Genomic DNA, 21,641 nt, shown 5'->3' with positions numbered 1-21,641 from the left:
CGGCGCTCAGGCGGCCGGGGCCGCCTCGGCCTCGGTGATCTCGCCCGGCACGCGTTCGCGCGCCAGCAGCGTGTAGACCGTCGGCACGACGAAGATCGTCAGCAGCGTGCCCAGCGACATGCCGCCGACGATGACCCAGCCGATCTGGTGCCGGCTCTCGGCGCCGGCACCGCTGGCCAGCGCCAGCGGCAGCGCACCCAGCACCATCGCGCCGGTGGTCATCAGGATCGGCCGCAGGCGCAGGCTGGCCGCCTCGACGACCGCCTCGCGCAGCGCCTTGCCCTGGCGGCGCAGCTGGTTGGAGAACTCGACGATCAGGATGCCGTGCTTGGTGATCAGCCCGACCAGCGTCACCAGCCCGATCTGCGAATAGACGTTCAGCGTGCCGCCGGAGAGCTTCAACGCCAGCAGCGCGCCGACCATCGACAGCGGCACCGACAGCAGGATCACGAACGGGTCGATGAAGCTCTCGAACTGCGCCGACAGGACGAGGAAGATGAACAGCAGCGCGAGCACGAACACCAGCCCCAGCGCGCCCGAGGACGCGCGGAACTCGCGGCTCACGCCGTTGAGCTCGGTCGCGTAGCCGGCCGGCAGCGTGCGCGCCGCGGCCTCGTCCATGAAGGCCAGCGCCTCGCCGAGCGAATAACCCGGCGCCAGCGACGCGGTGATGCTGACCGAGCGCCGCTGGTTGAAGTGGTTCAGCTCGCGCGGGCTGACCGACTCGCGCAAGCTCACCAGCGAGGACAGCGGCACCATCGCGCCGCTGTCGCTGCGCACGAAGAGCTTCTCGATGTCCTGCGGCGACGCCCGGCCGCTGGTGCCGGTCTGCAGGATGACGTCGTACTGCTCGGCGTCGCGCTTGTAGCGCGTGACGTTGCGGCTGCCGAGCATCGTCTCGACGGTGCGCGCGACGGTGCCCACCGAGACCCCCATGTCGGCGGCGCGCTGGCGGTCGACGTCGAGGTAGATCTCGGGCTTGTTCAGCTCCAGGTCGCTGTCGACCTGCACGAGGCCGGGGTTCTTCGCCATCTCGGCCATCAGCGCGCGCGTGGCCTGCGCCATGTTGGTGTAGGAGTCGCTGCTGACGACGACGAAGTTCAGCGGCCGCTCGCGGAAGCCCTGGCCCAGGCTGGGCGGCGTGATCGGGAAGACGTTGACGCCGGGCAGCTGGCGCACCTGGGGCAGCAGGGCCTGCGCCAGCTCCTGCGTCGTGCGTTCGCGTTCCGCCCAGTCGACGGTGCGCATCACCGCCGAGGCGGTGGAAACCTGGCCGCCGCCGACGAACATGAAGCGCCGGTCGAACTCGGGGAAGGTCGCGGCGATGCCGTCGAGCGCGTCGAGGTAGCGCGCGGTGTACTCCAGCGTCGAGCCGTCGGGCGCGCGCACCGGCATGATGATGACGCCGCGGTCCTCGATCGGCGCGAGTTCGCTCTTGGCCGTCAGGAACAGCCAGGCGCTGGCGCCGCCGCAGGCCAGCATCACCAAGACGACGGCCCAGCGCAGGTTCAGCGAGGCCACCAGCGCACGGCTGTAGGCCGCCGACAGGCGGTCCAGGCCGCGCTCCATCCAGCGGTCGAAGCGTGTCGGCTTCGTCTCGTGGCGCAGCAGCTTGCTGCACAGCATCGGCGTCAGCGTCAGCGCGACGAAACCCGAGACCAGCACCGCGCCGGCCAGCGTCAGCGCGAATTCGCCGAACAGCCGCCCGGTGCGCCCCGGCGTGAAGGCCAGCGGCGCGAACACCGCGGCCAGCGTCAGCGTCATCGCGACGACCGCGAAGCTGATCTCGCGCACGCCTTTCAGGGCCGCCTGGAACGGGCTCAGCCCTTCCTCGATGTGGCGGAAGATGTTCTCGAGCACGACGATCGCGTCGTCGACGACGAGACCGATCGCCAGCACCAGCGCCAGCAGCGTCAGCGTGTTGATCGAGAAGCCGGCCGCGGCGATCAGCGCGAAGCTGCCGATCAGGCTGACGGGAATCGTCACCAGCGGGATGAACGACGCGCGCAGCGTGCGCAGGAAGACGAAGACCACCAGCGCGACCAGCACCACCGCCTCGGCGATGGTGTGATAGACGGCCTTGATCGACCGGTCGATGAAGACCGAGTTGTCGTTGGCCAGCGTCGCGGTGACACCGGGCGGCAGCTCGCGCTGCAGCTCGGGCAGCAGCGCGCGCACGCCGGCAGCGACGTCCAGCGGGTTGGCGGTGGCGTTGCGGATCACGCCGGTGCTGACCGACGGCACGCCGTTCAGGCGCACGCGCGAGCGCTCGCTGGCCGCGCCTTCCTCGACCCGCGCGACGTCGCGCAGCCGCACCGTGTAGCCGCCGACGGTCTTCAGCGCCACCTGCTCGAACTGCTCGACGGTGTTGAGGTCGGTGCGCGCGGTGACGTTGAACTCGCGCTGGCGGCTCTCGATGCGGCCGGCCGGCACCTCCAGGTTCTGCGCCCGCAGCGCGTCCTCGACGTCCTGCACCGTCAGGCGGTGGGCCGCCAGACGGTCGGGGTCGAGCCAGACGCGCATCGAGTAGGCGCGGTCGCCGCCGATCTGCACGTCGGCGACACCGGGCACGGTCTGCAGCCGCGGCTTGATGACGCGGGTGATGACCTCGGTGAGCTTCAGCGGGTCGATGCCCTCGCCGGTGTAGGCGATCCAGACGGTGGGCGTGGCGTCGGCCTCGACCTTGGCGATGACCGGCTCGTCGACCGCGTCGGGCAGCCGCCCGCGCACGCGCGAGACGCGGTCGCGCACCTCGGCGGCGGCGGTGTCCGGGTCCTTCTCGAGCTTGAAGCGCACCGTGATCTGGCTGCGCTCGGTGCGCGAGATCGAGGTCATGATGTCGACGCCGTCGATGCCGGCGATCGAGTCCTCGAGCGGCTTCGTCACCTGGCTCTCGATGACCTCGGAAGCGGCGCCGACCAGCGTCGTCGACACCGTGACCACCGGCTCGTCGATCTTCGGGTACTCGCGCACCGTCAGCTCGCGGAACGAGACCAGGCCGATCAGCACCAGCAGCAGCGACATCACCGTCGCCAGCACCGGGCGGCGGATCGAGATTTCGGACAGGCGCACGGCGCGGCCCTCCGTCAGGCCGCGGCCGAGGCCGCGGCGGACGCGGGCGCCGCAGCCCCCGGGCGCAGCTCGACGGCGCGCACCGCCGGCTTGTCGCCGCGCAGCCGGGCGTGCCCGGCGGTCACGACCGCGTCACCCTCGGCGACACCGCCGAGCAGCTCGACGACGCCGGGCCGGCGCAGCCCGATGCGCGCCTCGACACGCTCGGCGCGCGCCGGGCCGTCGGCCTGGACCACCTTCCAGACGTACTGGCGGCCCCCTTCGGGCACCAGCGCCTCCTCGGGCACGACCAGCGCGTCCTCGCGCACCGCGAAGACGACGCGCGGCCGCGCGAACATGCCGGGCTTCAGCCGCGCGGTGGCGTCGGCGACACGCGCGCGCACCAGCACCGCGCGCCCTTCGGCGTCGACCTGGGTGTCCAGCGCCTCGATGCGGCCGACGAAGGACTGGCCGGGCAAGGCGTCCAGGTCCAGTGTCACCGCCTGGCCGGCGGCCAGGCGAGGCAGGTAGCGCTCGGGCAGCGTGAAGTCGACCGACAGCGAGGACAGGTCGTCCAGCGTGACGATGTCGGCACCGGCCTGCACGAAGCCGCCGAGGTCGACGCGGCGGATGCCGGCCGTGCCGTCGAATGGCGCGACCAGGCGCATGCGCTGCACCTCGGCGCGCGCCAGCGCGACCTGGGCCTCGGCGACGTCCAGCGTCGCGGCGTTCTGGTCCACCGCACTCTGGCTGATGAAACCCTGCGCGAGCAGCTCGCGGCTGCGCGCGAGGTTGGTGCGCGCGATCTGCGCCTGGGCCTGGGCCTGACGCAGCTGGGCCTGCTGCAGCGTGTCGTCGAGCTGCACCAGCAGCTGGCCGCGGCGCACGCGCTCGCCGTTGCGGAAACCGAAACCGGCGATGCGGCCGGCGACCTCGGGCCGCAGCACGACGGTCTGCGCGGCGCGCAGCGAACCCACGGCCTGGGCCTCGTCGGCCAGGCGCATGCGGCGCACGCGGCCGATCTCGACGGCCGTGGCATCCGTCGACGTGGCGGCACCGGCCGGCACCGCGGCAGACGCCGGAGCCGGGCCGCGCTGCTGCCACCACCAAGCCATCGTGCCGGCCAGCGCAATGCCGATCACCGCCACGAACGTATGAACCCGCTTCAAGACCGCTGCACTCCGTCGAAAGGCAAACCGCCGAATGTAGCGTTTCGTTGCGACCGCCCGTGCAGGCCGGCCCTCACGCCCGCCGAAGCCGGGGACATCAACGCCGCACGGACTCGCAGCCTCGGTTGGCCAGCGCGTCGGCGCGCTCGTTGCCGGGATCGCCGGCGTGGCCCTTGACCCAGTGCCAGGACGTGTCGTGCGAGGACGCCAGCGCGTCCAGTTGCTGCCAGAGCTCGGCGTTCTTCACCGGCTTCTTGTCGGCGGTGCGCCAGCCACGCTGCTTCCAGCCGTGGATCCAGCTCGTGATGCCGTTGCGCACGTACTCGCTGTCGGTGTAGATCGCGACCTTGCAGCGCCGCTTCAGGCTGGTGAGCGCCTGGATCACCGCCATCAGCTCCATGCGGTTGTTGGTCGTCAGCGGCTCGCCGCCCCAGAGTTCCTTCTCGTGCTCGCCGCTGCGCAGCCAGGCGCCCCAGCCGCCGGGGCCCGGATTGCCCTTGCAGGCGCCGTCGGTGTAGATCACCACTTCGTTCATTCAGATGTCCGCTTCCACCGGCTCGCGGTTCGCGACCGCGGCCGTCGCCGCCTTGACCCGGCGGCGTTCGTTCTTCAACAGGCCGACCAGGCGCATGCCGCGCACGCGCTTGACGGCCACCAGGAAATACGCCGCGCCCAGCACCGGCCACCAGCGGTCGCCCACCGGGTCCATCCACTCGAAACGCTGCAGCCAGCGCTCGGAGCTCAGCGGCGGCCGGTAGCAGCCGAAGCGCCCGCTCTCGATGTGAAAGCCCAGCAGCCGCAGCCAGTCGCGCAGCCGCCAGTAGCCGATGAACTCGCCGGCGCGCGGCAGGTAGGTGGGCTGGCCGCGGCCCAGGCCGATGCCGCGCCAGGCGTGGCCGGAACGCTGCCGCAGCGCCCACAGGCTCGCCGGGTTGAGCCCCGAGATGACGAGCCGGCCCTCGGGCACGAGGATGCGTTCGACCTCGCGCAGCAGCTGGTGCGGGTCGGCGGCCAGCTCCAGCGCGTGCGGCAGCACGACCAGGTCGACGCTGTGCTGCGGGAAGGGCAGCGCGTCGAACTCGCAGTACAGCGCCACCGGCGCCGGCTGCGTCGTGATCAGCGCGTCGCGCGGCGGCGGCAGCTCGATCGGCTCCGGCGTCACCAGCGAGCCGCAGGCCACCCAGCGGTGCGGCATGCGGTTGGCGCGCAGGCCCTGGATCTCGGGCAGGCCCAGTTGCAGCGCGTGAAACCCGAAAGCATCGGTCACCGCGCGGTCCAGGCGGTCCTGCTCCCACTCCAGCAGGTAGCGGCCGGCCGGGGATTGGAGCCAGACCCCCAACTCTATAATCGACTGGTCGCGCGTCATATGAATCTGGTCGCCCTCCCCGCCTTTGCCGACAACGTCATCTGGATGCTGCACGACGGCCACGACGCCGCGGTGGTCGATCCGGGGGACGCGGCGCCGGTGGCGGCCGAACTCGACGCCCGGGGCTTGCGCCTGGCGGCGATTCTAGTGACGCACCACCACGGGGATCACGTCGGCGGCATCGCCGCGCTGCGCCCCCGGCTGCAGGGCCCGGTCTGGGGCCCGGCGCGCGAAGACATTCCCACCCCCTTCGTGCCCGTGCACGGCGGTGACCGCATCGAGCTGCTGGGCCGGGCGTTCGAGGTGATCGACGTGCCCGGCCACACCGCCGGCCACGTCGCCTTCTTCGAGCACGGCGCTGCACGCGAGCCGCTGCTGTTCTGCGGCGACACGCTGTTCTCGGCCGGCTGCGGCCGGCTGTTCGAAGGCACGGCGGCGCAGATGGCGGCCTCGCTGGCCCGCCTGGCCGCGCTGCCCGACGACACGCGCATCTGCTGCGCCCACGAGTACACGCTCTCCAACCTGGCCTTCGCCGCCGCGGTGGAGCCCGGCAACGAGAAGATCGCGGCCTACACTGCGCTGTGTCAGGACCGGCGCGCCGCCGGCCGGCTCACACTCCCGGCGGTGCTCGGTCACGAGCGCGACGTCAATCCGTTCCTGCGCTGTCGCGAGGCCGCCGTCGTGGCCGCGGCCCGGGAACAGGGCGCCGCCTCCGGGCAGGAAGTCGACGTGTTCGCCGCACTGCGAAACTGGAAGAACCGATACCGATGACGCCTCCGACGACTTCGCTGCGGCGCTGCTGCGCCCTGGCTGCCGCAGCGCTGGCCGCCGCACTCGCCGGCTGCGCCGGCACGCCCCTGGCCGCCGGCGACGCCGCCGCGCCGGTTGCGGCCGCGACGCCGGCCGCCCCGACGTCTTCTGCCGCGCGCCGGGCCGACGGCCCGACCCCGGGCGCGCTGATCCTCTCGCGCGACGGCCAGCGCCAACCCGAGCTGGTGCCCGCCCCGCCGCTGGAGGGCGAGCCCGCCACCGTGTCCGACGCGACCCACGCCGACGCTGCCGCCGCCGACAACGACCTCTGGGTGCGCGTGCGCGGCGGCTTCACGATGGCCGAGCTCGACGACGACTACGTGCGCAAGTGGGAGCAGTGGTACGCCACGCGGCCCGACTACGTGCAGCGCATGGCCGAACGCGGCGGCCGCTACCTGTTCCACGTCATCGAGGAAGTCGAGCGTCGCGGCCTGCCGACCGAGCTCGCGCTGCTGCCCTTCATCGAGAGCGCGTTCAACCCGCAGGCGCTGTCCAGCGCCCGCGCCGCCGGCATGTGGCAGTTCATGCCGATGACCGGCCGCGACTTCGAGCTCAAGCAGAACCTGTTCCGCGACGACCGCCGCGACGTGCTGGCCTCGACGCGCGCCGCGCTCGACTATCTGCAGCGCCTGTACGGCCAGTTCGGCGACTGGCACCTGGCGCTGGCGGCCTACAACTGGGGCCAGGGCAACGTGCAGCGCGCCATCGCGCGCAACCTCAAGGCCGGCAAGCCCACCGACTACGCGTCGCTGAAGATGCCGGCCGAGACGCGCAACTACGTGCCCAAGCTGCAGGCGGTGAAGAACCTGGTCCTGCGCCCCGAGGCCTACTCGATCACGCTGCCGGCGCTGCAGAACCACCCGTTCTTCCTCAGCGTGCCGATCGAGCGCGACATCGACGTCGCGCTCGCCGCGCGCCTGGCCGGGCTGTCGCTGGAGGAGTTCCAGGCGCTGAACCCGCAGATGAACAAGCCGGTGATCCTGGCTGCGGCGACGCCGCGTGTGCTGCTGCCCTACGACAACGCCAACCACTTCGTCGAGCGGCTCAAGGAGCACCGCGGCCCGCTGGCCACCTGGACGGCCTGGGTCGCGCCGCGCACGCTGAAGCCGGCCGAGGCCGCGCGCCAGGTCGGCATGCCCGAGGCCCAGCTGCGCGAGGTCAACCGCATCCCGCCGCGCATGCTGGTCAAGGTGGGCTCGACGCTGCTCGTGCTGCGTGCCGCGCACGCCACCGAGAACGTCAAGGAACACGTCGCCGAGAACGCGATGATGGTGCTGGCGCCCGAGGCCCGGCCGCTGCGCAAGCTGACGCTCAAGGCCGGCCGCGGCGACACCGTGGCCACGGTGGCCAGGCGCTACAAGGTCAGCGCCGCGCAGGTCGCGCAGTGGAACGACGTCGGTCCGCGCGCGAGCTTCAAGCCGGGGCAGAAGATCGTCGTGATGGTCGCCTCCGGACCGGCCAAGGCCAAGCGCCCGGCCGCCAAGACGGCCTCGGCGAAGGTCAAGGTCAAGGCTCCGGCGGCCAAGACCCGGACCGCAGCGTCCAAGGCCAAGGCGTCGACCTCATCCAACGCGAAGAAGCCGCGCTGAGGCCGGCGCGCCCGGCATCCCCCGGGCGGCCACGCCCACGCGCCGAGGGGTCCGGCACGATGTGCGCCGTCGCCCGCGACAATGCGCCCAGACGCCCATGAACATCATCATCCTCGACGACTACCAGGACGCGGTGCGCAAGCTGCGCTGCGCGGCGCGGCTCGAGCCGCTGAACGCGAAGGTGTTCACCAACACGGTCAAGGGCATCGGCCAGCTGTCGGTGCGGCTGCGCGACGCCGACGTGCTGGTGCTGATCCGCGAGCGCACGCACTTCCCGCGGGCGCTGCTGGAGAAGCTGCCGCGGCTGAAGCTGATCTCGCAGACCGGGCGCGTCGGGCCGCACATCGACGTTGCCGCCTGCACGCGGCTGGGCATCGCGGTGGCCGAAGGTGTCGGCTCGCCGGTGGCGCCGGCCGAGCTGACCTGGGCGCTGATCATGGCCTCGATGCGCCGGCTGCCGCAGTACATCGGCAACCTCAAGCACGGCGCCTGGCAGCAGTCGGGGCTGAAGTCGGCGTCGATGCCGCCGAACTTCGGCATCGGCATGGTGCTGCACGGCAAGACGCTGGGCATCTGGGGCTACGGCCGCATCGGCCGCATGGTCGCCGGTTACGGCCGCGCGTTCGGCATGCAGGTCATGGTCTGGGGCAGCGAGGAGTCGCGCGAGCACGCCGTGGCCGACGGCTACGTCGCCGCCGAGAGCCGCGAGGCCTTCTTCGAGGAATGCGACGTGCTCAGCATGCACCTGCGGCTGGGCGAGACGACGCGCGGCATGGTCAAGCTCGACGACCTGGCGCGCATGAAGCCGACGGCGCTGTTCGTCAACACCTCGCGCGCCGAGATCGTCGAGGAGAACGCGCTCGTCTCGGCGCTGAACAAGGGCCGCCCCGGCATGGCCGCGGTGGACGTCTTCGAGAGCGAACCGATCCTCCAGGGCCACCCGCTGCTGCGCCTGGAAAACGCCGTCTGCACGCCGCACATCGGCTACGTCGAGCAGGACAGCTACGAAACCTACTTCGGCGCCGCGTTCGACAACGTCATCAACTTCGTCAACAACAACCCGACGAACATCGTCAACCCGGACGCGCTGAAGGTGCTGCGCTGAGGCGAGGCGGGCCCGGATTCAAGGCCGAGGTCCGAGGGCAGAAGTCTGAAGAAGTCTGGAAGTCTGGGGTCAGGTCTCTCAAGACCTGACCCCATCTTGCGCTTGACCCCATCTTGCGCTGAAGGTGCTCCGCTAACGCGAACAGCGAGCAGGCTCGGAATTCGTCCCCTCGGGGACAGACCGCCGCAGGCGGTCAGGGGGAGCGGCGGTGTCAACGCGCCTGACCGGATCCGGGTCTCCCGGTCCGGTCAGGTTGCCCCCCTCGGGGGGGGCGGCCGCCAGGCGGCCGGGGGCTCCATCACTTCGTGCCGAAGATCTTGTCGCCGGCGTCGCCGAGGCCGGGGATGATGTAGCCGTTCTCGTCGAGATGGCTGTCGATGGCCGCCGTCCAGCAGCGCACGTCGGGGTGCGCGGCGTCCAGCGCCTTGATGCCTTCGGGCGCGGCCACCAGCACCAGCGCGCGGATGTCGTTGCAGCCGCGGCGCTTGAGCAGGTCGACCGTCGCGATCATCGAGCCGGCGGTCGCCAGCATCGGATCGACGATCAGCGCGGTGCGCTCGTCGAGGTGGCCGACGAAACGCTCGAAGTAGTGCTCGGGCTGCAGCGTCTCGTGGTTGCGCGACAGGCCGACGACGCTGACCTTGGCGTTGGGCACCATGTCGAGCACGCCGTCGAGCATGCCGATGCCGGCGCGCAGGATCGGCACCACCGTGACCTTGCGGCCGGCGATCTGCTCGATCGTCGCGGGGCCGCTCCAGCAGTCGATCTCGATCGGCTCCAGCGGGAAGTCGGCCGTCGCCTCGTAGGCCAGCAGGCGCGCGATCTCGTTGGTCAGCTCGCGGAACTTCTTCGTCGAGATGTCTTTCTCGCGCAGCAGGCCGACCTTGTGGCGCACCAGCGGATGACGGACTTCGATGACAGGCATGTTGAAACTCGGAATTCGGTGATCCCGGCAGTGTAGCCAGTGGCCGCCGGCGCGAGCTTGCGACAGGTCGGCGCGGCTTCAGCGCGAACGCTGCCGCAGCGCCTCGTACAGGCAGATGCCGGCGGCCACCGAGACGTTCAGGCTCTCGACCGCGCCCTGCATCGGGATGCGCACCAGCTCGTCGCAGGTCTTGCGCGTCAGCTGGCGCATGCCGTGGCCCTCGGCGCCGAGCACCAGCGCCACCGGGCCGCTGAGGTCGACGTCGTAGATCGTCTTCGTCGCGTCGTCGGAGGTGCCGATGACGCGGATGTCTCGCTCCTTCATCTCGCCCAGCGATCGCGCGAGGTTGGTCACCATCAGATACGGCACGGTCTCGGCGGCACCGCTGGCGACCTTGGCCACCGTCGCGTTCAGGCCCACCGCGTGGTCCTTGGGCGCGACGACGGCGCAGGCGCCGGCACCGTCGGCCACGCGCAGGCAGGCGCCGAGGTTGTGCGGGTCGGTGACGCCGTCGAGCACCAGCACCAGCGGCGCGCCGGCCGCGGCGTCCAGTGCGTCGTCCAGCGAATGCGTAGCCGCCAGCGGCGTCACGCGCGCCACCACGCCCTGGTGGCGGCCGCTGCCGGCGAGCTGGGTCAGGCGCTCGCCGTCGCTGTCGACCAGCTTGGCGCCGGCGGCTTCGGCCCGCTCGACGAACTGGCGCATGCGCGCGTCGCGGCGCGTCGCATCGACGTGGATCTCCTTCACCGACTGCGGCGCGGTCTTCAGCCGCACCGTCACGGCGTGGAAGCCGAACAGGACCTTGTTGCTCACGGGGTTCACCTGGGAAAGCGCCCGCCGAAAGGCCGGCGGGACGAAGGCGCGCATCGTAGCCGCCCGGCGGCCCCGGACCTCAGCGCCCGATCAGCCCCAGCGACAGCAGCGCCGTCAGCGCGCCGATGAACACCGGCTGGTGGACCATGTAGAACGACAGCGACCAGCGTCCCAGCAACGCCAGCGGCGCCAGCCCGCGCGGCAGCGGCCCGGTGAACCAGCCGCGCCGCCGCGCCAGCGCCCACTGCCCGGCCGCCAGCCCCCAGAGCATCACGCCGCACCAGGGCAGCAGCGGCACGTAGTCCTCGGTGACGGGCTTGTGCGTCACGAGGCCGACCCAGTTGCTCCAGCGCGTGTCGAAGAACGGGTGCTGCCAGACGAACGGCAGCACGATCGCCACGGCGCCCAGCAGCCACAGCCAGCGTCCCAGCGGCGCGGCCAGCCGGGAGAGGATCAGCATCAGCGCGATGCCGTGCAGCACGCCGAAGCTGATCCAGCTGTGCGGGAACATCGTCGCCGAGCCGGCGCTGACCAGCAGCGCGCAGCCCGCCACCTGCGCCCAGCGGCGCCAGAAACGCGGCCAGCGCTGGCCGGCGTCCAGCGCCGCGGCCTGGCCCAGGCCGGCGCAGAACAGGAACAGGCTGACGATGCAGGTTCGCTGCACGGTCCACAACGGGTCGCCGAAGAAGTCCTGGCGCGGGTCGAGCAGCCGGAAGTGGTTCAGGTCGAACACGAAGTGGTAGGCCGCCATCCAGACGATGGCCGCCCCGCGCAGCGCGTCCAGGCGGTCGAAGCGTTCAGCCCGGCGATTCATGCCGTCTTCTCGTAGACGTCGGCGAAGCCCTGCCCGTCCCAGGCGTAGAGCAGGTGCGCGGCGTGCAGGCAGGGCCCGGCGCCGCGCGGGCGGAAAAGGCCGACACATTCGCCGCCGGCGTGGCGCACGCTGCGGTAGACGACGCCGTGCGAGCCGGCAGCGCGCAGCGTGGCGGCCAGCGCACGCGAGGCGCTGTAATCGCCCGGCGCGTAGACCGCGTCGTCGACCGCGCCGGGCGGCCGCAGGTCGTGCAGCCGGGCGTCGATCGCCACGTGGTACAGCCGCATCGGCAGGTGCATCGGCGGCTGGCGCGTGGCGGCGAGGAAACGTGCGTGGTGGTGGCGCGTCTCGGCGATCGCCGTCTCGCGTTCGCGCGCGGCGTAGAACACGCCCCAGCGGCCGTCGGAGAAGCGGCTGCCCTCGGGGTTGACGTGCGTGAACGCGGCCATCACCGGGCCGCTGCCGGGGCCGAAGACACGCTCGGCGCGCGGCACACGCTCGACGTGGCCGAGCTCCTCGCGCAGGCGTTCGTTGGTCAGCGCCTCCAGCGCGTACAGCGCATCGAAGTCCTCGGCGTCGGCGACACGGTCGAACAGCGTCACCGACGGGTAGCGGGTCGGCACGATGCGGCAGGCCTGCGTCCAGCGGACGCGGCGGACGTCGGGCGTGTTCAGGACCAGCCGCCGCCGCGCACGCCGTCGAGGTAGCGGCGCACGAAGTGGAGGTCGCCGACGTTGCCGGCCAGCATGCGCTGCAACGCGCTGCGGCCGCCGAAGGCCTCGGCGCTGTTGGGCTGGCGCACCCAGGCGTCGGCCGCGGCCGGCTCGGGCAGCAGGATCTGCAGCGACTTGTAGATGCCCAGCAGGTTGGACAGGCGCTCCAGCGTGTCGCGCGACAGCCGCGCCTTCTCGGGGTGCTGGCGCCAGGCGAAGAAAGTCGAGCGCGCCGGCTGGCCCAGCAGCACCAGCTGCTCGTCGACGCTCAGGCCCCAGGCCTCGGCGATGCGCACGAAGGCACGCAGGCCGGCCGCGGCCAGACGTTCGTCGGAAACGTCGGCAAACGCAGGAGCGGATTCGGCGGCAACGAGGCGCATGGCATCCAGTATTGGACTACGGTCTCATGGTAGTCCAAAAACAGACACCGCACCAGAACGCGAACGCGTTCAGCCGCCATCGAGCTGGCGGCGCGCGGTCTCGTTGATCAGCCGCAGCTCGGCCAGCGTCGCGTCGAGGCCGGCGCGCTTGGCCTCGAGGTCGCGGATCGCCAGGTCGGTGCGTTCGACGACGTAGGCCAGTTGCTGGACACGGCCCTCGCCGTTGTCGCCGTAGAGATCCAGGTAGTGCTGGATCTCGGCCAGCGACGCGCCGATCGCCTTGCTGCGCAGGATCAGCGCCAGCCGCGCGCGGTCGCGACGGGTGTAGACGCGGGCGCCGTTGACACGCCGCGGCGCCAGCAGCCCCTTGTCCTCGTAGAAGCGGATCGTGCGCAGCGTGATGCCGAACTCGCGGCACAGCTCGGTGATGCCGAACAGCTCGCCGGTGTCGGTGTCGCGGTGCGACGCGACCACCGCCTGCGCGGCGGCGTCATCGGGTCGATCCGGGGTGTCGAGCATCGACGGATGCTAGACGATGCGCTGGAGCTTCAACGCGACGCTCATGTCGCCGCTGACCTTGATCTTGCCGGTCATGAAGGCGGTCGCCGGCTGCAGCTCGCCCTTGATCATCGCGACCAGGTTGTCGTGCGTGATGCCGACGGTGCAGTCGGTGTCGCGGTCGACGTTGTCGACGGTGTTCGGCACCGCCCGGCCGTCGATGACGACGACGCCGTCGGTGCCGCAGTCGAACTTCAGCGTCGCGTTCAGGCCGCTGGCCTCGCCGACCTTGCGGCGCAGTTCCTCGGTACAGGCGTGCAGGTCCATCGGATCGGGGCTCCCTGGGTTGGTGCGGCGCATCGTAGCCGGGGGGCATTCCGTTGAGATCATGGAAATCACCAACCCGTAACCCGGTTGACGTTAACGTAACCCTCGACGCCTAATGCCGCCGCATCACCACGATGGCGAGGCGCGATGAACGAGTCCGGCTACCGCAGCGTGTTCCGTCCCGGCCTGTTCGCCGGACAGCTGCACTGGGTCACCGGCGGCGGCAGCGGCATCGGCCGCTGCGTCGCGCACGAGCTGGCGGCACTCGGCGCCACGGTCGTCGTCAGCGGCCGCCAGGCCGAGAAACTCGAGCGTGTCGCCGCCGAGATCGCCGAAGACGGCGGCCGCTGCGAGACCGTCGTGCTCGACATCCGCGACGAAGAGGCCGTCAAGGCCGCCGTCGGCCGCGTCGTCGCCGAGCACGGCCCGGTCGCCGGCCTCGTCAACAACGCCGGCGGCCAGTTCCCGGCGCCGCTGCTGGCGATCTCGAAGAAAGGCTTCGACGCCGTCGTCGCCAACAACCTGACCGGCGGCTTTTTGATGATGCGCGAGGTCTTCCTGCAGAGCATGCAGGGCACGGGCGGCGCGATCGTCAACATGACCGCCGACTTCCGCAACGGCATGCCCGGCATGGGCCACAGCGGCGCGGCGCGTGCCGGCATGGCCAACCTGACGATGAGCGCGGCCTTCGAGTGGGCGCACGCCGGTGTGCGGGTCAACGCGGTCGCGCCGGGCTGGATCGCCTCCAGCGGCCTGGACCGCTACGGCCCGGAGATGAAGCCGATCATCGCCTCGCTGGCCGGCGAGGTGCCGCTGCGGCGGCTGGGTGTCGAGGCCGAAGTGAGTGCGGCCATCGTCTTCCTGCTGTCGCCCGCCGCAGCCTTCATCACCGGCGTCACCTTGCCGATCGACGGCGGCGCGCCGCTGGGCAACCAGAGCTTTCCGATGGGACGCACGGCGCGCTCGACACCGTTCGACGGTTTCCACCGCGCGACGACGCCCGAGGTGCTGCGCTGATGCCCGCGATCGCCTCCCGGCTGGACCCGCGTTCGCCCGCCTTCGCCGCCAACACGGCGCGCATGCACGAGCGCCTCGCCGAGGTGCGTGCGCTCGAAGCCAAGGTCGTCGCCGAGTCGGCCAGCAAGGCGGAGAAGTTCGCCGCGCGTGGCCAGCTGCTGCCGCGTGAACGTGTCGCGCGCCTGCTCGACCGCGGCAGCGACTTCCTCGAGCTGTCGCCGCTGGCCGGCCTGGGCATGCACGACGACGACGGCAGGAAAAGCGTGCTCGGCGGCGGCGCCATCGTCGGCATCGGCACCGTCGCCGGCCGGCGCGTGCTCGTCACCGCCAGCGACAGCGCCGTCAAGGGCGGCACGGTCGCGCCGATGGGGCTGAAGAAGGCGCTGCGCGCGCAGGAGCTGGCGCGCGAGAACAAGCTGCCGCTGGTGGCGCTGGTCGAGTCGGGCGGCGCCAACCTGATGTACCAGGCCGAGATCTTCGTCGACGGCGGGCGCAGCTTCGCCAACCAGGCGCGGCTGTCGGCCGCCGGCATCCCGCAGATCGCCGTCGTGCACGGCTCGTCCACCGCCGGCGGCGCCTACCTGCCGGGGCTGTCGGACTACGTCGTGCTGGTGCGCGGCCGCTCCAGCATCTACCTCGCCGGCCCGCCGCTGGTGAAGGCCGCGATCGGCGAGGACGCGACGGATGAAGAACTCGGCGGCGCCGAGCTGCACGCCCAGGTCACCGGCCTGGGCGAGTACCTGGCCGAGGACGACGCGCACGCGATCGAGCTGACGCGCGAGCTGCTCGGCCGCCTGCCCTGGGACACGGTCGGCGCCGCGCCCGCCGCGCCCGAGCCGCTGTACCCGGCCGAGGAACTGATGGGCGTCGTGCCGGCCGACGAGCGCACGCCCTACGACGTGCGCGAGGTGCTCGCGCGTCTCGTCGACGGCTCGGAATTCCTCGAGTTCAAGGCCGCCTACGCACCCGACACCGTCTGCGGCCACGCGCGGCTGATGGGCCACGACGTCGGCCTCGTCGGCAACAACGGCCCGATCCAGCCCGCGGGCTCGACCAAGGCGGCGCAGTTCATGCAGCTGTGCGACCAGTCGGGCACGCCGCTCGTGTTCCTGCAGAACACCACCGGCTACATGGTCGGCCGCGAGGCCGAACGCGCCGGCGCGATCAAACACGGCAGCAAGATGATCCAGGCGGTGGCCAACGTGCGCGTGCCGAAGTTCACCGTCGTGCTCGGCGGCAGCTACGGCGCCGGCAACTACGGCATGTGCGGGCGCGGTTTCGACCCGCGTTTCATCTTCGCCTGGCCCAGCGCACGCACCGCGGTGATGGGCGGCGCCCAGGCGGCGCAGGTGATGGACTTGCTGAACCGCCAGAAGCTCGAACGTTTGGGCCTGCCCGCCGACGAGAGCGCGCTGGCGGCGATGAGCGACGCGCTGCGCCGCCGCCTGGACGCCGAGAGCACGGCGCTGTTCGGCACCGCACGGCTGTGGGACGACGGCATCGTCGACCCGCGCGACACGCGCCGTGTGCTCGGCCTGTGCCTGACGCTGGCCGCCGAGGCGGCGCGCCGCACGCTGCGGCCCAACGCCTTCGGCGTCGCGCGCTTCTGATCCACGAGAACCCGAGGAGACACCCGATGCAGTTCACGCCCGAACACCGCCAGATCGAGGACATCGTCACCCGCTTCGTCGACAAGGAGCTGAACCCGCACGTCGCCGCCTGGGAGGCGGCCGAGGAGTTCCCCAGCCACGAGGTCTTCAAGAAGCTCGGCGACCTGGGGCTGCTGGGGCTGAAGTACCCGGCCGAATACGGCGGTGCCGGGCTGGACTTCAGCTACTCGATGGTGATGGCCGAGGCCCTGGGCGCCTGCCACTGCGGCGGCGTGCCGATGGCCATCGGCGTGCACACCGACATGGCGACGCCGGCGCTGGCGCGTTTCGGCAGCGAGGAACTGAAGCGTGAGATCCTCGTGCCGACGATCGCCGGCGATTACGTGGCCTGCCTGGGCGTCAGCGAGCCCGGCGGCGGCAGCGACGTCGCCGCGGTCAAGACGACGGCGCGCGCCGAAGGCGGCGACTACGTCATCAACGGCACGAAGATGTGGATCACCAACGGCCTGAAGGCCGACTGGTGCTGCCTGCTGGCCAACACCAGCGACGGCCCGCCGCACCGCAACAAGAGCCTGATCGTCGTGCCGATGGACGCACCCGGCATCACGCGGCAGAAGATCCGCAAGATCGGGATGCATTCGAGCGACACCGCGCAGCTGTTCTTCGACAACGTGCGGGTGCCGCGCCGGAACCTGATCGGCCAGGAAGGCATGGGCTTCACCTTCCAGATGCTGCAGTTCCAGGAGGAACGGCTGTGGGGCGCGGCCTCGTCGCTGAAGAGCCTGGACCGGCTGATCGACCTGACGATCGACTACACCCGCCAGCGCCAGGCCTTCGGCAAGCCCATCCTCGACAACCAGGTCGTGCACTACCGCCTGGCAGAGCTGCGCACCGAGGTCGAGGCGCTGCGCGCGCTGACCTACCGCGCCGTCGAGCTCTACGTCGCCGGCCAGGACGTCACGCGGCTGGCGAGCATGGCCAAGCTCAAGTGCGGGCGGCTGTCGCGCGAGGTCACCGACAGCTGCCTGCAGTACTGGGGCGGCATGGGCTACACGCCGGAGAACCCGATCTCGCAAGCCTGGCGCGACTCGCGCCTGGTGTCGATCGGCGGCGGCGCCGACGAGGTGATGCTGGGCATCCTCTGCAAGCTCGAGAACACGCTGCCGGGGCGTCGATGAGCACCCCGGTCGTCGTCCACGAAGACGCGCGCGGCGTGCTGACGCTGACGCTGTCGCGCCCCGAGGTGCGCAACGCGATGTCGCTGGAGATGGTGCTGGCGCTGCGCACGGCGCTGGCCGAGGCCGAAGCCGGCGGCCGCGTGCGTGTCGTCGTGCTGCGCGGCGCCGGCGGCCACTTCTGCGCCGGCGCCGACATCGCCGACATGGCCGCCGCGCGCGCCCGGCTCGACCAGGACCCGAAAGCGATCGAGAAGGTCAGCGCCGCCTTCGGCGAGCTCTGCGTCGCCTTCGCCGCCACCGGGCTGGCCACCGTCGTGCTGCTGGAAGGCAGCGTGATGGGCGGCGGCCTGGGGCTGGCCTGCGTCGCCGACGTCGCGCTGGCCGCCACCAGCGCCGTGTTCCGCCTGCCCGAGACCTCGCTCGGGTTGGTGCCGGCGCAGATCGCGCCTTGGCTCGTCGAGCGGCTCGGGCCCTCGCAGGCGCGGCGGCTGGCGGTCTGCGGCGGCAAGCTCGACGCGCACGCGGCGCTGGCCGTCGGCCTGGTGCACGAGTTGCACGCCACCGGCGCGCTCGACCATGCGCTGGAAGCGGTGCTGCACGACATCCTGCGCTGCGCGCCCGGCGCGGTGGCCGCCAGCAAGGCGCTGGTCGCGCAGGCGCGCTGGCAGCCCGCCACGGCGCTGGTGGCGCAGGCCGCCGAGGTGTTCTCGCGCGCCGCACTGGGGCCCGAAGGCGTCGAAGGCACGACGGCCTTCCTCGAACGCCGCCCCGCGGCCTGGGCGCCGCGATGAGCCGGCCGTTCGAGACCGTGCTCGTCGCCAACCGCGGCGAGATCGCCTGCCGCGTGCAACGCACGGCGCGCCGGCTGGGCTACCGCACGGTGGCCGTCTACAGCGATGCCGATGCCGGCGCGCCGCACGTGCGCCAGGCCGACGTCGCGGTGCGGCTGGGGCCGGGGCCGGCGTCGGAGTCCTATCTGAACGTCGCCGCGGTGCTGGACGCCGCGCGCCGCAGCGGTGCCGACGCCGTGCACCCCGGCTACGGTTTCCTGTCCGAACGTGCCGACTTCGCCGCAGCGGTCGAGGCCGCCGGGCTGGTCTTCATCGGCCCGCCGGCCGAGGCGATCCGCGCGATGGGCGACAAGGCCGGCGCCAAGCGCCGCATGCTGGCGGCGGGTGTGCCCTGCGCGCCGGGCTACCTGGGTGACGACCAGAGCGACGAACGCCTGACCGCCGAAGCCGAAGCCCTGGGCCTGCCGCTGCTGGTGAAAGCCGTGGCCGGCGGCGGCGGGCGCGGCATGCGCCTGGTGCGCCAGCCCGGCGAACTGGCCGCGGCGCTGGCCGGCGCACGCCGCGAAGCCGAGAGCGCTTTCGGCGACGGCCGGCTGATGCTGGAGCGGCTCATCACCGGCGCGCGCCACGTCGAGGTGCAGGTCTTCGCCGACGCCCACGGCCGCGCCGTGCACCTCGGCGAACGCGACTGCACGGCGCAGCGGCGGCGGCAGAAGGTCGTCGAAGAAGCGCCGTCGCCGATCGTCGGCACCGAGATGCGCGCCACGATGGGCCGCGACGCGGTGGCCGCGGCGCTGGCCGTCGGCTACCGCGGTGCCGGCACCGTCGAGTTCGTCGTCGACGCCGAGGGCCGGCACTTCTTCCTCGAGATGAACACCCGGCTGCAGGTCGAGCATCCGGTCACCGAGGCGATCACCGGGCTGGACCTCGTCGAATGGCAGCTGCGCATCGCCGCCGGCGAGCCGCTGCCGCTGACGCAGCAGCAGATCCGCTTCGACGGCCACGCCGTCGAAGCGCGGCTCTACGCCGAGGACCCGTACGCCGGCTGGACGCCGCAGACCGGGCGCGTGCTGCGCTGGCGGCCGGCGGACGCCGGCATCCGCGTCGATCACGGCCTGGCCGAGGGCGGCGAGGTGCCGCCGTACTACGACGCGATGGTCGCCAAGTTCGTCGCCCACGGCCGCGACCGCGCCGACGCGCTGCGCCGGCTGCGCCGCGCGCTGGCCGACGCGGTACTGGTCGGCCCGCGCCACAACGCGCGCTTCCTGCGCGAGCTGCTGGCGCACCCGGACTTCACCGGCGCGCGGATGACGACGACGCGGCTGGACGAATGGGCCGCGGCCGGCGAGCCGCTGTTGCGGCGCCCGCAACCGCCGGAGGCCGTCTGGCAGCTGGCGGCGGCGTTGCTCGGCGGTTCGGGAAGCCTGGGAAGCCTGGGGTCAGGTCTCACGAGACCTGACCCCGGATCGGTGGGGTCAGGTCTCGTGAGACCTGACCCCGCCTTGCGCGACCCCGCCTTGCGTGCCCCCGCCTTGCGGCCGCCCCCCCCGCTGCGGCCAGCCGGCCTCGCCCGGCTCGACCTCGTCGTCGACTGCGCCGGCGAGCGCCGCACGCTGCGCGCGCCGCCCGACGAGGTCCGCGTCCTCGAGCTCGACGCCGACGGCCGCGTGCGCTGGTGGCACGACGGCATGCAGCGCCAGGCCGTCGCGCTGCGCGACGGCGACACGCTGCATCTCGTCGTCGATGGCGACGTGTTCGCGTTCGCCGAGGCCTCGCCGTGGCCGGGCACCGACACCGCCAGCGACGCGTCGTGCGCCCGCGCCCCGGTCGCCGGCGTCGTCGCCCAGGTGCTGGTCGCGCCGGGAGAACGTGTCGCGGCCGGCCAGCGCCTGGCCTGCGTCGAGGCGATGAAGATGGAGATGTGGCTCGAGGCCGGCGCCGCCGGCCTCGTGCGCGCGGTGCACGCCGCCGCCAAGGACCCGGTCGCCGCCGGGGCGCTGCTGGTCGAACTGGAGCTGGACGCATGAGCCTCGAACCCGCGATCCTGACCTGCGCGCTGACCGGCGTGCTGACGAACCCCGACCAGCATCCGGTGCCGGTGACACCCGAGCAGATGGCGCGCGAGGCGCGTGCCGCCTTCGACGCGGGCGCCAGCGTGATGCACGTGCATCTGCGCGACCAGGCGCCGGGCCGGGGTTTCATGCCGAGCTGGGACCCGGAGCTCGCCGCCGCCGTCTGCGACGCGATCCGCGCGGCCTGCCCCGGCGTCATCCTCAACCTGACGACCGGCGTGCTCGGCCCCGACATAGCAGGCCCGGCGGCCTGCATCCGCCGCGTGCGCCCCGAGATCGCGGCCTGCAACGCCGGCAGCCTGAACTACCTGAAGCTGCGCGAAGACGGCCGCTGGGCCTGGCCGCCGATGGTCTTCGACAACCCGGTCGACAAGATCGAACGGTTCGTCGCCGTGATGCGCGAATGCGGCACGCACCCGGAGTTCGAGTGTTTCGACGTCGGCATCGTTCGCAGCGTCGGCCTGTTCGCCAAGGCCGGGCTGGTGGACGGCACGCCGGAGCTGAACTTCGTGATGGGGGTGGCCAGCGGCATGCCCTGCGACGCCGCGCTGCTGGCGCTGCTGCCGGGTTACGCGCCGCCGGGCGCCGTCTGGCAGGCGACGTTGATCGGCCGCGCCGAGATCTGGCCGGTGCACCAGCGCGCCGCCGAGCTGGGCGGCATGCTGCGCACCGGGCTCGAGGACACCTTCTACCTGCCCGACGGCCGGCGCGCACGCGGCAACGGCGAGCTGATCGAGGCGCTGGCCGACTGCGCGCGCCGCGCCGGGCGTGCGATTGCGACACCGGCGCAGGCACGCGCCCGGTTGGGACTCGCACCGTGACGACGACACCCGCCGCCCGCCGCAGCGCCGCCGAGCAGCAGCGGCTGGAAGCGGCCTTCACCGAGATGTTCGAGCAGCAGATCGTCTTCAACCGCGTGCTCGGGCTGAAGGTCGAGTCGCTGGCGCCGGGCGACGTGCGGCTGTCGTTCACGATGCGGCCCGAGCTGATCGGCCACTTCCTGCACCAGCGCCTGCACGGCGGCGCGATCTCGGCGACGCTGGACGCCACCGGCGCGCTGGCGCTGATGGTCGCGATCGCCGAACGCCACCCCGCCGACGACGCCCAGCAGGTGCTGCAGCGTTTTGCGCGCATGGGCACGATCGACCTGCGCACCGACTTCCTGCGCCCCGGGCTGGCGCCGCGCTATGTCGCGCAGGCCGAGGTCACGCGCCTGGGCGGGCGTGTCGGCTCGACTCAGATGCGGCTGGTCGACGACAGCGGCCAACTGATCGCCACCGGCGCCGGCTCGTACATCGTCAGCTGAACGGCGGCTTGGGGTCAGGTCTCATAAGGCGGCTTGGGGTCAGGTCTCATAAGACCTGACCCCGATTTCCGTCAGCTGAACGGCGGCAGGCTGGGGTCAGGTCTCAC

The 21,641-nt window shown here is 72.1% G+C and carries 21 protein-coding genes; 10 read left to right on the top strand and 11 right to left on the bottom strand.

Annotated features, from left to right (window positions below; genetic code table 11):
• Positions 1-6: 6 nt before the first annotated feature.
• From G5B56_RS01560 to G5B56_RS01545, 4 genes are all read right to left on the bottom strand, one after another.
• Complete coding sequence (locus tag G5B56_RS01560; RefSeq protein ID WP_164962109.1) at positions 7-3,072, bottom strand: efflux RND transporter permease subunit; 3,066 nt, start codon at positions 3,070-3,072, stop codon at positions 7-9.
• Positions 3,073-3,086: 14 nt separating this feature from the next.
• A complete protein-coding gene (locus G5B56_RS01555) occupies positions 3,087-4,199 on the bottom strand; it encodes an efflux RND transporter periplasmic adaptor subunit (protein WP_164962108.1) in 1,113 nt (370 codons plus the stop codon).
• A gap of 118 nt (positions 4,200-4,317) precedes the next feature.
• On the bottom strand, positions 4,318-4,755 hold the full coding sequence (gene rnhA, locus G5B56_RS01550) for a ribonuclease HI (RefSeq protein WP_009857660.1): 438 nt from the start codon (positions 4,753-4,755) through the stop codon (positions 4,318-4,320).
• Entirely contained in the window at positions 4,756-5,586 is an 831-nt protein-coding gene (locus G5B56_RS01545) for a class I SAM-dependent methyltransferase (RefSeq protein ID WP_029718794.1), read from the bottom strand.
• On the opposite strand from G5B56_RS01545, the gene gloB reads away from it, so the two are divergent.
• The 3 genes from gloB (at position 5,587) to G5B56_RS01530 (ending at position 9,090) form a co-directional block, all read left to right on the top strand.
• Positions 5,587-6,357, top strand: coding sequence for a hydroxyacylglutathione hydrolase (gene gloB / locus G5B56_RS01540; protein WP_009857662.1), 771 nt, complete (start codon positions 5,587-5,589; stop codon positions 6,355-6,357).
• Positions 6,354-7,985, top strand: a complete 1,632-nt coding sequence (locus G5B56_RS01535; protein ID WP_240920617.1) for a transglycosylase SLT domain-containing protein — start codon at positions 6,354-6,356, stop codon at positions 7,983-7,985. Before gloB ends, G5B56_RS01535 begins: the two co-directional genes overlap by 4 nt.
• 97 nt (positions 7,986-8,082) lie before the next feature.
• Positions 8,083-9,090 (top strand): D-2-hydroxyacid dehydrogenase family protein, encoded by a 1,008-nt coding sequence (locus tag G5B56_RS01530; RefSeq protein WP_164962107.1) that lies wholly within the window; start codon positions 8,083-8,085, stop codon positions 9,088-9,090.
• Positions 9,091-9,388: 298 nt separating this feature from the next.
• On the opposite strand, the gene upp is transcribed toward G5B56_RS01530, so the two are convergent.
• The 7 genes from upp to G5B56_RS01495 all read right to left on the bottom strand — a co-directional run bounded on the left by upp (position 9,389) and on the right by G5B56_RS01495 (position 13,560).
• On the bottom strand, positions 9,389-10,015 hold the full coding sequence (upp, locus tag G5B56_RS01525) for a uracil phosphoribosyltransferase (RefSeq protein WP_164962106.1): 627 nt from the start codon (positions 10,013-10,015) through the stop codon (positions 9,389-9,391).
• 78 nt (positions 10,016-10,093) lie between these two features.
• Positions 10,094-10,882, bottom strand: coding sequence for a 23S rRNA (guanosine(2251)-2'-O)-methyltransferase RlmB (rlmB, locus tag G5B56_RS01520; RefSeq protein ID WP_164962105.1), 789 nt, complete (start codon positions 10,880-10,882; stop codon positions 10,094-10,096).
• A 25-nt stretch (positions 10,883-10,907) separates the two neighbouring features.
• Positions 10,908-11,642, bottom strand: a complete 735-nt coding sequence (locus tag G5B56_RS01515) for a DUF1624 domain-containing protein (protein ID WP_164962104.1) — start codon at positions 11,640-11,642, stop codon at positions 10,908-10,910.
• Entirely contained in the window at positions 11,639-12,265 is a 627-nt protein-coding gene (locus G5B56_RS01510; RefSeq protein WP_009857799.1) for an RES family NAD+ phosphorylase, read from the bottom strand. Before G5B56_RS01510 ends, G5B56_RS01515 begins: the two co-directional genes overlap by 4 nt.
• Positions 12,266-12,312: 47 nt before the next feature.
• Complete coding sequence (locus tag G5B56_RS01505) at positions 12,313-12,735, bottom strand: MbcA/ParS/Xre antitoxin family protein (protein ID WP_009857800.1); 423 nt, start codon at positions 12,733-12,735, stop codon at positions 12,313-12,315.
• 69 nt (positions 12,736-12,804) lie between these two features.
• A complete protein-coding gene (locus tag G5B56_RS01500) occupies positions 12,805-13,254 on the bottom strand; it encodes a MerR family DNA-binding transcriptional regulator (RefSeq protein WP_009857801.1) in 450 nt (149 codons plus the stop codon).
• Between the two features lie 9 nt (positions 13,255-13,263).
• Positions 13,264-13,560: an SCP2 sterol-binding domain-containing protein gene (locus G5B56_RS01495; protein WP_164962103.1), complete on the bottom strand. Its 297-nt coding sequence runs from the start codon at positions 13,558-13,560 to the stop codon at positions 13,264-13,266.
• Between the two features lie 147 nt (positions 13,561-13,707).
• On the opposite strand from G5B56_RS01495, the gene G5B56_RS01490 reads away from it, so the two are divergent.
• From G5B56_RS01490 to G5B56_RS01460, 7 genes are read left to right on the top strand one after another with little or no spacing between them, the layout of a single operon-like run.
• Positions 13,708-14,577, top strand: a complete 870-nt coding sequence (locus G5B56_RS01490; RefSeq protein WP_164962102.1) for an SDR family oxidoreductase — start codon at positions 13,708-13,710, stop codon at positions 14,575-14,577.
• Positions 14,577-16,187: an acyl-CoA carboxylase subunit beta gene (locus G5B56_RS01485; RefSeq protein ID WP_164962101.1), complete on the top strand. Its 1,611-nt coding sequence runs from the start codon at positions 14,577-14,579 to the stop codon at positions 16,185-16,187. The genes G5B56_RS01490 and G5B56_RS01485 overlap by 1 nt, the downstream gene beginning before the upstream one ends.
• A gap of 26 nt (positions 16,188-16,213) precedes the next feature.
• The gene (locus tag G5B56_RS01480; protein WP_164962100.1) at positions 16,214-17,365 is read left to right on the top strand and encodes an acyl-CoA dehydrogenase family protein; all 1,152 of its coding nucleotides are present in this window, start codon (positions 16,214-16,216) and stop codon (positions 17,363-17,365) included.
• Complete coding sequence (locus G5B56_RS01475) at positions 17,362-18,156, top strand: enoyl-CoA hydratase/isomerase family protein (RefSeq protein WP_164962099.1); 795 nt, start codon at positions 17,362-17,364, stop codon at positions 18,154-18,156. The genes G5B56_RS01480 and G5B56_RS01475 overlap by 4 nt, the downstream gene beginning before the upstream one ends.
• Positions 18,153-20,183, top strand: a complete 2,031-nt coding sequence (locus tag G5B56_RS01470; RefSeq protein WP_164962098.1) for a biotin carboxylase N-terminal domain-containing protein — start codon at positions 18,153-18,155, stop codon at positions 20,181-20,183. Before G5B56_RS01475 ends, G5B56_RS01470 begins: the two co-directional genes overlap by 4 nt.
• Positions 20,180-21,049 carry a 3-keto-5-aminohexanoate cleavage protein gene (locus tag G5B56_RS01465; protein WP_164962097.1) on the top strand — a complete coding sequence of 290 codons (870 nt, stop codon included), beginning with the start codon at positions 20,180-20,182 and terminating at the stop codon, positions 21,047-21,049. Before G5B56_RS01470 ends, G5B56_RS01465 begins: the two co-directional genes overlap by 4 nt.
• Positions 21,046-21,534: a thioesterase family protein gene (locus tag G5B56_RS01460; protein WP_009857810.1), complete on the top strand. Its 489-nt coding sequence runs from the start codon at positions 21,046-21,048 to the stop codon at positions 21,532-21,534. The genes G5B56_RS01465 and G5B56_RS01460 overlap by 4 nt, the downstream gene beginning before the upstream one ends.
• Positions 21,535-21,641: the final 107 nt, after the last annotated feature.

The organism is Rubrivivax sp. JA1026, assembly GCF_011065555.1.
Classification (GTDB): domain Bacteria; phylum Pseudomonadota; class Gammaproteobacteria; order Burkholderiales; family Burkholderiaceae_C; genus Rubrivivax; species Rubrivivax benzoatilyticus.
This window is presented reverse-complemented; position numbering and strand designations above follow the sequence as displayed.

What these genes read in the sequence shown, in the direction of transcription:
- gloB (WP_009857662.1), top strand. Translation starts at nt 5,587, where the DNA reads ATGAATCTGGTCGCCCTCCCCGCCTTTGCCGACAACGTCATCTGGATG.
- G5B56_RS01515 (WP_164962104.1), bottom strand. Translation starts at nt 11,642, where the DNA reads ATGAATCGCCGGGCTGAACGCTTCGACCGCCTGGACGCGCTGCGCGGG.
- G5B56_RS01495 (WP_164962103.1), bottom strand. Translation starts at nt 13,560, where the DNA reads ATGGACCTGCACGCCTGTACCGAGGAACTGCGCCGCAAGGTCGGCGAG.
- G5B56_RS01500 (WP_009857801.1), bottom strand. Translation starts at nt 13,254, where the DNA reads ATGCTCGACACCCCGGATCGACCCGATGACGCCGCCGCGCAGGCGGTG.
- G5B56_RS01535 (WP_240920617.1), top strand. Translation starts at nt 6,354, where the DNA reads ATGACGCCTCCGACGACTTCGCTGCGGCGCTGCTGCGCCCTGGCTGCC.
- rnhA (WP_009857660.1), bottom strand. Translation starts at nt 4,755, where the DNA reads ATGAACGAAGTGGTGATCTACACCGACGGCGCCTGCAAGGGCAATCCG.
- upp (WP_164962106.1), bottom strand. Translation starts at nt 10,015, where the DNA reads ATGCCTGTCATCGAAGTCCGTCATCCGCTGGTGCGCCACAAGGTCGGC.
- rlmB (WP_164962105.1), bottom strand. Translation starts at nt 10,882, where the DNA reads ATGCGCGCCTTCGTCCCGCCGGCCTTTCGGCGGGCGCTTTCCCAGGTG.
- G5B56_RS01485 (WP_164962101.1), top strand. Translation starts at nt 14,577, where the DNA reads ATGCCCGCGATCGCCTCCCGGCTGGACCCGCGTTCGCCCGCCTTCGCC.
- G5B56_RS01490 (WP_164962102.1), top strand. Translation starts at nt 13,708, where the DNA reads ATGAACGAGTCCGGCTACCGCAGCGTGTTCCGTCCCGGCCTGTTCGCC.
- G5B56_RS01545 (WP_029718794.1), bottom strand. Translation starts at nt 5,586, where the DNA reads ATGACGCGCGACCAGTCGATTATAGAGTTGGGGGTCTGGCTCCAATCC.
- G5B56_RS01465 (WP_164962097.1), top strand. Translation starts at nt 20,180, where the DNA reads ATGAGCCTCGAACCCGCGATCCTGACCTGCGCGCTGACCGGCGTGCTG.
- G5B56_RS01480 (WP_164962100.1), top strand. Translation starts at nt 16,214, where the DNA reads ATGCAGTTCACGCCCGAACACCGCCAGATCGAGGACATCGTCACCCGC.
- G5B56_RS01505 (WP_009857800.1), bottom strand. Translation starts at nt 12,735, where the DNA reads ATGCGCCTCGTTGCCGCCGAATCCGCTCCTGCGTTTGCCGACGTTTCC.
- G5B56_RS01475 (WP_164962099.1), top strand. Translation starts at nt 17,362, where the DNA reads ATGAGCACCCCGGTCGTCGTCCACGAAGACGCGCGCGGCGTGCTGACG.
- G5B56_RS01530 (WP_164962107.1), top strand. Translation starts at nt 8,083, where the DNA reads ATGAACATCATCATCCTCGACGACTACCAGGACGCGGTGCGCAAGCTG.
- G5B56_RS01470 (WP_164962098.1), top strand. Translation starts at nt 18,153, where the DNA reads ATGAGCCGGCCGTTCGAGACCGTGCTCGTCGCCAACCGCGGCGAGATC.